Origin of the sequence: Faecalibacterium butyricigenerans (genome assembly GCF_020687345.1) — a bacterium.
Classification (GTDB): Bacteria; Bacillota; Clostridia; order Oscillospirales; family Ruminococcaceae; genus Faecalibacterium; species Faecalibacterium butyricigenerans.
The window spans coordinates 12,834-25,604 of sequence record NZ_JAJEQL010000017.1; the positions used below are offsets into that span (position 1 = coordinate 12,834).

15 protein-coding genes are annotated in these 12,771 nt (G+C 55.3%); 11 read left to right on the forward strand and 4 right to left on the reverse strand.

What is annotated here, in order from left to right; translation table 11 throughout:
- Positions 1–705: 705 nt before the first annotated feature.
- A complete protein-coding gene (locus tag LKD23_RS07910; RefSeq protein WP_005928958.1) occupies positions 706–918 on the reverse strand; it encodes a hypothetical protein in 213 nt (70 codons plus the stop codon).
- Positions 919–1,287: 369 nt separating this feature from the next.
- Between LKD23_RS07910 and LKD23_RS07915 the strand changes: the two genes are divergently transcribed.
- Together LKD23_RS07915 and LKD23_RS07920 are read left to right on the forward strand one after the other, a co-directional pair.
- Entirely contained in the window at positions 1,288–1,488 is a 201-nt protein-coding gene (locus LKD23_RS07915; RefSeq protein WP_005928951.1) for a hypothetical protein, read from the forward strand.
- 82 nt (positions 1,489–1,570) lie between these two features.
- Positions 1,571–2,365 carry a DNA methyltransferase gene (locus LKD23_RS07920; RefSeq protein WP_349138544.1) on the forward strand — a complete coding sequence of 265 codons (795 nt, stop codon included), beginning with the start codon at positions 1,571–1,573 and terminating at the stop codon, positions 2,363–2,365.
- 51 nt (positions 2,366–2,416) lie between these two features.
- Here LKD23_RS07920 and LKD23_RS07925 read toward each other — a convergent pair whose 3' ends face one another.
- Together LKD23_RS07925 and LKD23_RS07930 are read right to left on the reverse strand one after the other, a co-directional pair.
- A complete protein-coding gene (locus tag LKD23_RS07925; protein ID WP_005928939.1) occupies positions 2,417–3,631 on the reverse strand; it encodes an ATP-binding protein in 1,215 nt (404 codons plus the stop codon).
- Positions 3,632–4,019: 388 nt separating this feature from the next.
- Positions 4,020–4,268: a DUF6061 family protein gene (locus tag LKD23_RS07930; RefSeq protein ID WP_005928936.1), complete on the reverse strand. Its 249-nt coding sequence runs from the start codon at positions 4,266–4,268 to the stop codon at positions 4,020–4,022.
- A gap of 297 nt (positions 4,269–4,565) precedes the next feature.
- On the opposite strand from LKD23_RS07930, the gene LKD23_RS07935 reads away from it, so the two are divergent.
- A complete protein-coding gene (locus tag LKD23_RS07935) occupies positions 4,566–4,925 on the forward strand; it encodes a hypothetical protein (RefSeq protein WP_227621176.1) in 360 nt (119 codons plus the stop codon).
- 98 nt (positions 4,926–5,023) lie between these two features.
- On the forward strand, positions 5,024–5,155 hold the full coding sequence (locus LKD23_RS12885; RefSeq protein WP_255668181.1) for a hypothetical protein: 132 nt from the start codon (positions 5,024–5,026) through the stop codon (positions 5,153–5,155).
- A 42-nt stretch (positions 5,156–5,197) separates the two neighbouring features.
- Here the strand turns inward: LKD23_RS12885 and LKD23_RS07940 are convergent, their stop codons facing one another.
- Complete coding sequence (locus LKD23_RS07940) at positions 5,198–5,878, reverse strand: HAD family hydrolase (protein WP_227621177.1); 681 nt, start codon at positions 5,876–5,878, stop codon at positions 5,198–5,200.
- Between the two features lie 242 nt (positions 5,879–6,120).
- On the opposite strand from LKD23_RS07940, the gene LKD23_RS07945 reads away from it, so the two are divergent.
- The 7 genes from LKD23_RS07945 (at position 6,121) to LKD23_RS07975 (ending at position 12,649) form a co-directional block, all read left to right on the forward strand.
- Positions 6,121–7,200, forward strand: a complete 1,080-nt coding sequence (locus LKD23_RS07945) for a branched-chain amino acid aminotransferase (protein WP_227621178.1) — start codon at positions 6,121–6,123, stop codon at positions 7,198–7,200.
- Between the two features lie 127 nt (positions 7,201–7,327).
- Positions 7,328–8,092, forward strand: a complete 765-nt coding sequence (locus LKD23_RS07950) for an alpha/beta hydrolase (protein WP_227621179.1) — start codon at positions 7,328–7,330, stop codon at positions 8,090–8,092.
- A gap of 115 nt (positions 8,093–8,207) precedes the next feature.
- Positions 8,208–8,960 (forward strand): esterase family protein, encoded by a 753-nt coding sequence (locus tag LKD23_RS07955; RefSeq protein WP_227621180.1) that lies wholly within the window; start codon positions 8,208–8,210, stop codon positions 8,958–8,960.
- 263 nt (positions 8,961–9,223) lie between these two features.
- Positions 9,224–10,600: an ATP-grasp domain-containing protein gene (locus LKD23_RS07960; protein WP_227621181.1), complete on the forward strand. Its 1,377-nt coding sequence runs from the start codon at positions 9,224–9,226 to the stop codon at positions 10,598–10,600.
- Between the two features lie 179 nt (positions 10,601–10,779).
- The gene (locus tag LKD23_RS07965) at positions 10,780–11,424 is read left to right on the forward strand and encodes a hypothetical protein (protein WP_227621182.1); all 645 of its coding nucleotides are present in this window, start codon (positions 10,780–10,782) and stop codon (positions 11,422–11,424) included.
- 114 nt (positions 11,425–11,538) lie between these two features.
- The gene (locus LKD23_RS07970; protein ID WP_227621183.1) at positions 11,539–12,366 is read left to right on the forward strand and encodes an MYG1 family protein; all 828 of its coding nucleotides are present in this window, start codon (positions 11,539–11,541) and stop codon (positions 12,364–12,366) included.
- Complete coding sequence (locus tag LKD23_RS07975; protein ID WP_227621184.1) at positions 12,353–12,649, forward strand: GIY-YIG nuclease family protein; 297 nt, start codon at positions 12,353–12,355, stop codon at positions 12,647–12,649. Before LKD23_RS07970 ends, LKD23_RS07975 begins: the two co-directional genes overlap by 14 nt.
- Positions 12,650–12,771: the final 122 nt, after the last annotated feature.

The following is a 12,771-nucleotide window of genomic DNA, read 5'->3' on the forward strand; positions in this document are numbered from 1 at the left end:
GATGACTGAGTGGACAGCAATTTTTCAAGCATTGAAAATTTGTGGCCACAGGTCGATACTTGCTTTCGCCCTTTCCGTGCAACACTGAAAATTTCAGAAGTCGAACCGCAATGCACGTTGAAAATTTTGCAGAGCAAAACGTGTGAAAAGGCAAAGTCCCTGCTCATGGTCACCGTTCACACCGAACGCAGTTCCTACCCCTGTTTTGCAGCGGCGTTGTCCGGCTCGCCCACAGAAAGCGTGAGGTCATGGCGCAGTATCTCGTTCAGACGGCTTATGTAAGATTCAAGGTACAATATGAAGAAAGCCGGACGCAGTGCAGACACTACAACCTGCTTCTTTCAAGCACAGAATAACACTTTGTGGTTGTGTAGTCAACAACTAAAAACAAATTTTGGAAGATTGAACAACTACATAAGATTTTATTTGTAAAAAAGAAAAATACCGCCCACGCAGCGCAGCGATGATTTTGTCGGGTGAAACGGCGGCAAAATAGATCGGGTGTGTTGCGGGGCGGTAAAAATCTTCATAGGGAACAAATCCTCGCCACTCTGTACTTTTCGACGAGACCGCGTTTGCGTAGCAATGAAAGCCCCAGTGGGGCTTTTAAGCGGCAGAGCGGTCTTGCGCAGCAAGATGGAGGGGCATTGCCCCGACAAGCTCGGCGGGATTTGCGATAAAGGGTATCACGGTTTGCAAGGTGCGTCAAGATGGTTTTGTAAAATTTATTGTGATAAAGCGGTGATAGTAGGACTTATGAAAAGTGAAGTGTAAAGTACCGTAGCCGTCGATCAGCATCTTATGGGCATACGCACCGAAGTTGTGCGTTCCCAACTGCCGCATCTTGTGCTGGATGAGATTCAACCCCTGCTCGTTCAGGCAGATTTCCTTGCGGATGGGTCGCGTGCGGTCTGGCATATCAAAGAACTCCTTTCACTTTACAACGGACATTTTTAAGTCAAAACGCAGGGATCAAAATGAGAAATTTTCAAAAAATATGCGCCCCTGCTTTTGCGAAAGCGGGAGCGCGTTGTATCTGCGGATATGAGATTTGAGAGAATAGCAAGCACATCCGGTGTCCGTACACACCGGGAAAATGAGCGTTTCAGCCTTGCAGCCGATACGCCCATTTTGATTTTTGGGAAAGCCCCAAACCCTTGTTTTTTAGGTTGAAGATACTTCCTGAGCTTTTCCGGAAAGTCCTTGCTTTTATTCGCTTTGACGATTATAATTATACTGTGATTTTATAAGCAGACGCAGAACGGAACTGCAACAGGAGTGCTGCCCATGAAGTATTTATCAATCGCGCAAACCGCTGAACGCTGGGGTATCTCCACCCGCCGTATTCAGATTTTGTGCGGCGAGGGGCGTGTCCCCGGTGCGATCCGCATTGGCTCGGTCTGGGGGATTCCAGAGGACGCAGAGAAACCGGCGGACGCAAGAATCAAGAACGGCAAGTATATCAAGAAGAAAATTCATAATTCATAATGCGTAATGCATAATTGTAATCTGTCGAAAATTCTGCATTGTGAATTACGAAATATGCTTTATTTTCAGGAGGAAATCAGCCATGCCAACACTTGAATGGATTGGAAAAAGCAAGGTGATCAATCACCATCAGAAAGTGCCGTTTCGGGTGTTGGAGCGCAAGTACAGCTTTGATGAAAACGGACAGCACAGCGAAGATAACGGCAGCGAAAACATGATCATCCGGGGCGATAATCTGGAAGCCCTGAAAGCGCTGCTGCCCCGGTATGAGGGGCGCGTCAAGTGCATTTACATCGACCCGCCCTACAACACCGGCAACGAGGGCTGGGTCTATAACGATAACGTCAACGACCCCAAGATCAAGAAATGGCTGGGCGAGGTCGTCGGCAAAGAGGGCGAGGACTTGACCCGCCACGACAAGTGGCTGTGCATGATGTATCCGCGCTTGAAGCTGCTGCAAAAGCTGCTGGCGGATGATGGATGCTTAATTATAAGCATCAGCTACCATGAACTACATAATCTTGTAAATCTCTTGCGAGAGATTTTTGGGACAAAGCAGATTGTGACTGTCACAGTACAAACTTCTGGTGGGAAACCATCAGGCGGTTTTAACTATGTGCAAGAGTATCTGGTTTTTGTTGTGCCTGCGGACTTTCACGCAAACGCACTTGATTTTTGTGGCGGGAATAACAGAACGCCATTCGAGGGGCTTACACTGAGTACGTTCGACAAGACACAACGTCCAAATCAGACATATCCAATTTTTATAGACGAAAATGGTGTATTTGCTGGTGTAGGAAAATCATTACAAGAGCAAATTGATGACGGCTCATACACCGGAGAGAAAGATGCCTATCATTTAGATTTTCCATTTTGAGTTTTAAGAAGCCCGGCATCGCGCCATTTGACGTGATGCCGGGCTTCCTGTTCAGTTCCATTCCTCCGCCAAGAGGAAATCGCGGATATTCCGGTGTTTGATCCCGTTTCGGCTCATGTCGAACTCATCGAGGGAAACAACGTACTTCGGGAAGTTGTCGCGGATGCTATCATACGCGCCGAACTCGCGGTTGACTGTTTCTTCCGATGCCAGAAGATAAGTGACCTGAACATACAGCTTTTCGCCGCGCTTGTCACATACAAAATCAATTTCCTTATCGCCCGTCCTGCCGACAGTCACCTCATAGCCCCGGCGCAGCAGCTCCAGATAGACGATGTTTTCCAAAATGAGGTTGATGTCCCGCATATTGCCGCCGAAGACCGCCTCGCGGATTCCGTGATCGGCAATATAATACTTCTCGTTGGAGGCAAGGATCTGTTTGCCCTGCAAGTCCTCCCGCTTCACCTGATAGAACAGGTACGCCTCGCAGCAGTATTTGATATAGTTCAGAATTGTTTCCGGGGCAACGGTGCGCTGCTCGTTTTTCAGGAACTTTGCAAGAGAGGTCGCCGAGAAGGTCGTTCCCACATTGGCGATCACATAGGCAATGATCCGTTCCAGCAGGTCAACGTCACGGATTTTATTTCGCTTCACGATGTCCTTGAGCTGGACAGAGTTGAACAGATCGTGAAGATATTGCTTGGACGGCGCATCCGCATAGCGGAGGTTTGCGAGATAGGGCATCCCTCCGGCAAGCAGGTACTTTTGGAAACACTGCTGAATGGACGCATCAGGACTGATCGAGCGGTACAGCTCCATGAACTCTCCGAATGAGAACGGATAGATCACAAACTCCACATACCGTCCGCCCAAATAGGTTGCAAGCTCACCAGACAGCAGCTTTGCATTGGAGCCGGTGATATAGATGTCGCAATCCAGCGAAACGCGGAAAGAATTGATGCACTTTTCCCAGTCCTTGACCTCCTGAATCTCATCAAAAAACAGATAGACCTTGCCGTCGATCTCCTTGGCGCGTTTGGTGATCTCATCATGCAGCGCCTGCGCGGTTTGCAGATGGGAGTAGCTCATATCCTCAAAGTTGATGGCGATAAACTGTGTTGGGCTGACGCCGGACTCCGTGAGTTCCTGCTGGATCAGCTCCAACATGACCGACTTTCCGCAGCGGCGGATACCGGTCATGACCTTGACTAGCTCCGTCCCGATAAACGGACGGATGCGGCTCATATACAGTTCGCGTTTGATCATAAAACTTCACTCTCCTTCCGTGGCCGACCACAGTATATCACACTTACGATTGAAACTCAATGGAGAAATTGCAAAACCAAAAGTTATAACTGATAAAATACTGAATTCGACAAAAGATTTCAGATAAGGCTCAACTATTTAAGCGAAGCCCTGCAAAGGGAGGGTTTCACCCTTTATTGGCACACAAGATGCCGTTACAGAAAAATGAAACAACCATCGGCATATCCGTTGGACGGTTACCCTGCTCAAGAAAGAGAGGGTACAGATTGAAATCGCTGACACGGTGGTGCTGTACGACCGCCTGCCAAAGAATCCCGAATAACGAACGACGCCCACCAGCTTATGGCGAAAACCATAGGTCGGTGGGCATCGTGTTCTTTATAGGGGCTTAATCTTCCAGCCTACCGTGGTTGCAGCTGAGGGAGAGATAGCGCTCCATCTCCCCTTCCAGCACCATCTGCACATACTCCAAGGGCTTGTTGTACAGCAGCCAGTCCAGTTCAGCCCGCTGCGCTGGGGCGTTGCCGTACTCGTCCTCCACGGCGATGCAGTCGATGGCAACGATGGTGCCATCTTCGAACCGGGCTTCCACCCGGTTGGTGTCCATATTGAAGCGGCAGGAAAGCAGTTTATTCATGGTGAACCTCACTTTCTATATCAAACGGTGTCTGTTCGGATGTCCTAAACCCTGCCATAAAACCGGTGTATGATGTAAGATTGTTGTCTGGATGAAATTGGGAATTTTTGCTCTGCCGATGCCCCAAAAATCCAGCAGGAAAGCCGTTGAGTTTGAGGTCGTCTTGCAGGGCTGATTTTGGCTCTGCACACTTTTGCACATTTTCTGCACATTGCAAGGATGGATAACAGGTGCAAAGGAGTGCAAACAATGCAAAGGAATACAATAGATTCACAACTCTAAAATCACGGTGCATCGATGAAAATGACGATTCTTCGTGAATTGTGGATATGGATGAAAGATGCCGTTTGGTTTCTACGAATCAGTAGGCCGGGGGTTCGAGTCCCTTCCATCGCACCAGAAAATGCCGTGAAATCGAAAGATTTCATGGCTTTTTTGTTTTGTAAGCCATGGGTGCACGGTTTCTGCACGGTTTTTGCACGGTGGGTGTTTTCCGTGTCCGATGATGTAGGGCGCTGTATTGCATTGCAATCAGTGCCCTTTTTTGCATCAGGTGAGCAGGGCCAGGCGGAGCTTTGCCTTCATTTCCGGGTCGGCATCCTTGAGCAATTCCAAAAGAGCCGTCATGGAGATGGTGGGTTCGCCTGCGGCGGGTAAATGCAAAACAGACCAAACCTATTTGTACCGGTTTGGTCTGTTTTGTCATAAAATCAGAACGGAGAAAGATTCTGAAAAGGCGGGAGCTGTCGGTAAAAATGAAAATCAGAAAGGGTGAGATCTGCCGCTATACCGGTGCGCTGGGTCTGGAAGTGCTGGACCGCCGCTATGTCTTTGCCCCCGAAGCTGTGATGAGGCAGGCGATGGACTGGTATAAGGAAAGGATATAAACGCGCGAAAACAGGAAGAAAGGCCCGTCTTGTAAGCGAGGATCAGCGGCATCCTCCCCCGCAGCCCTCGTCGAAGGCCCCTGCTTCGAGCTTTTTGCATACCTCATGGAGAGAGGTGCACTCGCAGGTGTAGAGGCGGCGCATCTCATCGGTGGCGGGCGAGAGGTCGGGCACCATCACAGTGACGAAGCCCCCGGCTGCGCCGGCCCGGACGCCGTTGTAGCTGTCCTCCAGCACCAGTGTCTCGGCAGGGGCAGTGCCCAGCTTTTCTGCGGCCAGAAGAAAGATGTCCGGCGCAGGCTTCGAGCGGGCCAGATGCTCGCCGGAGATGACGGCCTTGAAGTAATGACTCAGCTGCCAGTGGCCCAGATGGCCCTCGATGATAGTCATGGGGCTGGAAGAGGCCACCGCCATCGGGATGTGGTGGGCGTCCAGCCACGCCAGAAGCTCGTCAAGGCCCGCCATCTTGGGCACGGGCTTGGTGAAAGCCTCATAGCCCAGCCGGTACAGCTCTTCCACGATGCCCGCAGCGGGGCAGCCGTCGCCGTAGAAGCGGCGGAGCACATCGCAGGTGCCGGATCGTGTCGTGCCCCGGGAGGCCTGCGAGAGGCCCTCCTTATAAGAAAGGCCGAACTTTGCCAGCGCCGGCGCCCAGCAGGTATCCCAGATGCGCTCGGTGTCGAACATCAGCCCGTCCATGTCGAAAATAACGCCCTGTATCATAAAACAAGCTCCTCTCGGCAGAAAATCGTTCGTATTGGTCCTATTGTATCATGTTTTCCCGCTTTTGCACACCGCCAAGGTCATAATTTGTGACAACTTACCCGCCCCAAAGATGAAACATTTTTCGGTTGCTTGCAAATCCGGTCGGCGGCATTATAATAGAAAACAACATTCGGCAATTTTGGCGCGAGGCGTGCAGCCTGCGCGGCGCTGTGTGAGATCAGAAAAGAGGGAAATTTATCATGTTGGACATCAAGATCACTCGTACTACCTGCCCGAAGGAAAAGCCGCAGGACGAGTCGAAGCTGGGCTTTGGCAAGAAGTTTACGGACCATATGTTCGTTATGGATTACACCGAGGGTGAGGGCTGGCACGATGCACGCATCGTCCCCTACGCACCCTTCCAGCTGGACCCCGCTACCGTGGTGTTCCACTACGCACAGGAGATCTTCGAGGGCATGAAGGCTTACCGCACGGCGGATGACACCATCCAGCTGTTCCGCCCCGAGTGCAACGCAAAGCGTATGCAGGACTCCGCCGACCGTCTGTGCATCCCTAAGATCCCTGTGGAGGATTACATTCAGGCCGTCGAGGCTCTGGTGGATGTGGACCGCGACTGGGTGCCCCATTCGGACGGCGCTTCCCTGTACATCCGTCCCTTCATTTTCGCAAACGATGTGGGTCTGGGCGTCCACGCCTCCAAGCACTATATCTTCTGCATCATCTGCGCTCCGTCGGGCGCTTACTACGCCGAGGGCATCAACCCCGTCCGCATCTACGTCGAAGACGAGTACATCCGTGCCGCTCCCGGCCTGACCGGCTTTACCAAGTGCGGCGGCAACTACGCTGCTTCCATCAAGGCCGGTGAGCTGGCCGAGGAGCAGGGCTATGCACAGGTGCTGTGGCTGGACGGCGTCGAGAAGAAGTACGTCGAGGAAGTCGGCAGCATGAACATCATGTTCAAGATCGACGGCAAGGTCTACACCGCCGCCACCGTGGGCACCGTCCTGCCCGGCGTCACCCGCCGCAGCTGCATCGAGCTGCTGAAGGACTGGGGCTATGAGGTCATCGAGGGCAAGCTGGCCATCGCCGACATCATGCAGGCTGCCCGCGACGGCAAGCTGGAAGAGGTCTTCGGCACCGGTACCGCTGCGGTCGTCTCCCCCGTCAAGGAGCTGGTCTGGAAGGGCGAGCACGCCTACATCGGCGACGGCAAGATCGGTGCAGTCACCCAGAAACTCTACGACACCATGACCGGTATGCAGTGGGGCAAGATCCCCGATACCAAGGGCTGGATCGTCCCTGTGGAGAAGAAGTACTAAGCCTTTAGGGCTTCCATACGCCGCCCGGCCCTGCGCCCGGCGGCGTTTTCTGTACCCGGTGTGGATTGCAATTCTCCTCCGTGGGTGATACACTTAAAGCATACCTATGACGAGAGGGAATGAGAAAATGATAAAGAAGTGGAGCATCCGCTACCCCGCAGTGGGGGGCGAAGAAGAACGCCGGGCCTATGTTTACCTGCCTACCATGTACGACGCCGACCCCGGGCGGCGGTATCCGGTGCTGTATATGTTCGACGGGCAGAACGTATTTTTTGACGAGGACGCCACCTACGGCAAGAGCTGGGGCGTGGCCGATTATCTGGACTACACCGACACGCCCCTCATCGTGGCGGCAGTGGAGTGCAACGCAGGCGCAAACAACGAGCGTCTGGTGGAGTATTCGCCCTACCGCTTCGACGACAAGCAGTACGGCCACTTTGACGGCAAGGGCAAGGACACCCTGAACTGGTTCGTCCACGAGTTCAAGCCCTTCATCGATGCCAACTACCGCACTCAGCCCGACCGGGCGCACACCTTCATCGGCGGCAGCTCCATGGGCGGACTCATGAGCCTGTATGCCCTTTTGCAGTACAGCGATGTATTCGGCAGGGCAGCGGCCCTCTCGCCCTCGCTGTGGGTGGCCCCAGAGGCCCTGACGGCGCTGGTGGGCCGCTGCAAGCTGGCCCCGGGCACGGTGCTTTACATGGATTACGGCTCCAAGGAGATGGGAAACCACGACGGGATGCGGAAGGGCTTCGGCGAGATGTGCAGCCGGATCTTTGCCCGCGGCATCAACCTGACGGCCCGCGTCGTGCCCGGCGGAAACCACAGCGAGGCCAGCTGGGAAAAGCAGCTGCCCTTCGTGTTCCACACGCTGATGTACGAGCTGTAATATAGCAGTTTGCGTTTTTAATGCACAAGCAACATCCGCAAACTGCATATCGCAAATATGCTATTTTGATAGGCGCTATTTTTGAAGATTGCGATAAAAAAGAGGAGGAAAGTATATGGAGATGCAGTATTTCAAGGAATACAGCCCGGCGCTGGGCCGGGAGATGGAGTGCAAGATCTACGGGCACGGGGGCCGGCCCATGCTGTACATCCCCTGTCAGGATGGCCGCTTCTTCGACTTCGAGGATTTCCACATGGCGGACACCCTCGCGCCGTGGATCGAGTCGGGCCAGATCATGGTTCTGTCCATCGACACGCTGGACAAGGAGACGTGGTCGGACACCAACGGCGACCCCTACTGGCGCATCCGCCGGTATGAGCAGTGGCTGCGCTATATCGTGGACGAGGCAGTGCCCAAGCTGCGCTATCTGTCCAAGGAGCGCAACGGCTGGGACGACCTGCCCGGCGTCATCGCCTTCGGCTGCAGCCTCGGCGCGACCCACGCGGTCAACCTCTATCTCCGCCGCCCCGACATCTTCTGCGGCTGTCTGGCCCTCAGCGGCATCTACACCGCCCACTACGGCTTCGGCGACTACATGGACGAGCTGGTCTATATGAACTCCCCCGTGGATTATATGCGCAACTTCCCGGAGGACCACCCCTATATGCAGCTGTACCGGAACCAGAAGGCCGTCATCTGCTGCGGTCAGGGCGCATGGGAGCAGCCCGACACCACATGGATGCTCAAGCGCATCTTCGAGGCAAAGAACATCCCCGTCTGGGTGGACCTGTGGGGCCACGACGTCAAGCACGACTGGGATTGGTGGTATAAGCAGGTGGTTTATTATATGCCGTATATTCTGGGGTGATGGCCCCCGAAAAAGGCTCTCCCTTTGGGAGAGCTGGCGCGTGAGCGCCTGAGAGGGCAAGGATGCTGACCGGGAAACACAACAGGTACAGCGATAACTTCGCTCAAACAAAGGGCCTGCGAGTCGCTGCGCGGCAGCGCTGCCTTACCGGGCTTGCCCTCTCCGTCACCTGCGGTGACACCTCTCCCAAAGGGAGAGGCTTTTGGCCTGCCTCTTTGCGGGAGGCAGAATAGAGAGGATATTTAAGGAAAGAAGAATCGAAAATGCAGAATTTTATCTTTATCTCCCCCAATTTCCCGACGAACTACTGGCAGTTCTGCCGGGAGCTGAAGAACGACGGCATGAATGTGCTGGGCATCGGCGACCAGCCCTACGATGAGCTGAAGCCTGAGCTGAAGGACAGCCTGAACGAATACTACAAGGTCGGCAGCCTCGAGAACTACGACGAGGTCTATCGCGCGGTGGCGTTCTTCGCCTTCAAGTATGGCCGCATCGACTGGCTGGAGTCCAACAATGAGTACTGGCTGGAGCGGGACGCCGCCCTGCGCACCGACTTCCACATCACCTCCGGCTTCCAGACCGAGGATATGCCCCGCATCAAGTACAAGAGCAAGATGAAGGAGTATTACAAGAAAGCCGGCATCGCCGTCGCCCGCTACCACATGGTGGACGACTTCGACGGCTGCAAAGCCTTCATCAAGCAGGTGGGCTATCCGGTCGTGGTCAAGCCCGACAATGGTGTGGGCGCTTCTGACACCCACAGGCTGGCCAGCGACGAGGAGCTGAAGGCATTCCTTGACTGCAAAGCCGCGAACCACCCGGACGTCTCCTACATCATGGAGGAGTTCGTCCATGCCGAGGTCAACAGCTACGACGCCATCATCGACGCCTCCGGCAACCCCATCTTTGAGGCCGGCAATGTCAGCCCCGTGTCCATCATGGACATCGTGAACAACGACGACAACTCCATCTACTACATCATCAAGGACCTGCCCGAGGACACCCGCGCCGCAGGCCGTGCGGCCGTCAAGAGCTTCGGCGTCAAGAGCCGCTTTGTCCACTTTGAGTTCTTCCGCATGACCGAGAATCAGGCCAGCATGGGCAAGAAGGGCCAGATCGTGGCCCTTGAGGTCAATATGCGCCCCTGCGGCGGCTTCACCCCCGATATGATCAACTTTGCCCGCTCCACCAACGTCTATAAGATCTGGGCCGACATGATCGCCTTCGGCGGCACCGATATGCCGGTGGGCGAGCACTACTACTGCCCCTTTGCAGGCCGCCGCGACGGCAAGAACTTTGTGTACAGCCACGAGCAGATCATGCAGAAGTACCAGAAGAACATGAAGATGGTGGACCGCATCCCCGACGCCCTCTCCGGCGCCATGGGCAACCAGATGTACGTCGCCACCTTCGCCACCCGGGAGGAGATGGAGCAGTTCTACGCCGATGTGCTGGCTGTCACGGACGGCGATGCTGCCGCCGCACAGGCCGAGCTTTCGCAGGTACTGGCGCTGGGCGAGCCGACCACCAAGGCCCTGACCCCGAAGCCGGATCTCAGCCCGGTGGTCAAGCCCACCACGGCAGTCACCAAGACTCCCACCCGCGCTGTCACCAAGACTGGCCGCAGAAGCCGGAAGTGATCTCTCCACAAAAACTTTACAAACCGCAGCCGCAGAGCGAAAGAAACGCCTCTGCGACTGTTTTTTGGCATAAGGGCGAATGTGATGATTGACAGAGCCCCGTGAAAAGTTGTAAGATAATCAGGACGCAAGAAAAGAAAAATCTCGCAGAATGAGCTGAAAGACAGGAGAATTTTGATATGAAGCTGTATAAGAAGATCGCCTCTCTGCTGGCGGTGGCCGCGCTGGCTGCCGTGTTGATGCCGGTGTGCATGGCTGCTCCCGGCGACTCCATCGAGACCCGCCTGAACCATGCGTTCGCTCTGCGTGCCAGCACAGAGTTTTACGAGGAGGTCGTCACCACCTCCCCGGACGGCACCACCCAGACCATGACCGCCGCCCGCAGCAACGGCAACGCCTACATCAAGATGGACATGGGCGAGGCCGGTCAGCTGGTCTACATCCTGAAGGATGGTCAGGGTTATCTGGTGGATGCCGCCTCCAAGCTGGCTGTCAAGGGCGAGGTGCCTACCGTGACCGTGAGCGAAGAGGCCGTCTCCGGCGAGGCACAGGCCATCCCCTGCACGGAGACGACGATGAACGTGAACGGTCAGGACTGCGAGGCCCTGTCCTATACCCTCACCGGGGACGACGGCCAGACGTCCACCGTCTCCTACTGCCTCGTCGGCGATGACCTCAAGTATGTGGTCACGGACGCTGCCGAAGGACGCACCATCGTGGAGTACCGCGTCACCTCCACCAGCGTGGACCAGAACCTCTTCATCATCCCTGCGGACTATCAGATCATGACGCAGGAGGAGCTGGCCGCACAGATGGGCCAGTAAGGGCGTTTCAGATGCGACACGGGAGCTGCTTCGGCAGCTCCTTTTTGTTGTCCGTTGCCCCGGAATGTGCTATACTGTGAGCAACAGAATGTATGAGAGAATGAGGAGAATCCTATGAAAATTCCCGCAAACGGCTTTACCCATGCAGGCAAATTCCACGCGGACGATGTGTTCGCCACGGCCCTGCTTCAGATACTCCGCCCGGACATCCGGATCACCCGCGGCTTTGTCGTGCCGGAGGATTTCGACGGCATCGTGTACGACATCGGCTTCGGGATGTTCGACCACCATCAGGAACCCCGGGAGACCCGTGCCAACGGCACCCCCTACGCGGCCTTCGGCCTGCTGTGGCGGGTGCTCGGCCCCGGCCTTGTGGGCGAGCGTCAGGCCCGGCTCATCGATGAGAACTTCATCCAGCCCCTCGACCTGAACGACAACACCGGCGAACAGAACAGCCTCTGCGACGCCATCGGCTTCTTCAACCCCGTCTGGGACTCCAAGGAGGATCAGGACGCCTGCTTCTTCAAGGCGGTGGCTGTGGCAAAGCAGATCCTCGAGAACCAGATCGAGAGCGCCAACGCCGTCAACCGCGCCGACGAGAAGGTCCAGCAGGCTTACAAAAACTCCCGCGACGGCATCGTGGTGCTGCCCTGCTATCTGCCGTGGAAGAACGGCCTGTACAAGACGGACGCCCTCTTCGTCATCTATCCCAGCCAGCGGGGCGGCTGGAGCGCCCAGTGCGTCACCGACCACAAGACCAAAAAGCCCAAGCTCCCCTTCCCCCAGAGCTGGGCCGGCCAGCCGCAGGAGGTCATCGAGCAGAAGAGCGGCCTCGAGGGCATCAGCTTCTGCCACGCCAGCCGCTTCCTCATCACGGCCAAGGACAAGGAGACGGCGCTTGCCGCCTGCCGTCAGGTGCTGAAGAACAATGGCCGCCTCTGAGAAGCCGGCCTATGTCTATATGGTGCGCTGCGCGGGCGGACAGCTCTACACTGGCTGGACGAACGACCCGTCCGCCCGCCTCAAGGCCCATCAGAGCGGCCGGGGCGCGAAGTACACCCGCGCCCACACGGCGCTGGACTTTGCGTATCTGGAGGAGTGTGCAGACAAGTCTGCCGCCCTCCGGCGGGAGATCGCCCTGAAAAAGCTGCCGAAGGCCCGGAAGGAGGCTCTCTGCGCCGGGTGGGCCGCTGCGAATATGCATCTAAATATGCATAAAATTTGAATATATTTAGAAAATGATGCATAAACATACAAAATAACAGAAAAGGACCGCCAAATCTGCACAAGGTTTGGCGGTTTTCTGCATTGACGGAAAAACCGCTTGGCGTATAATAAAAGCGTACT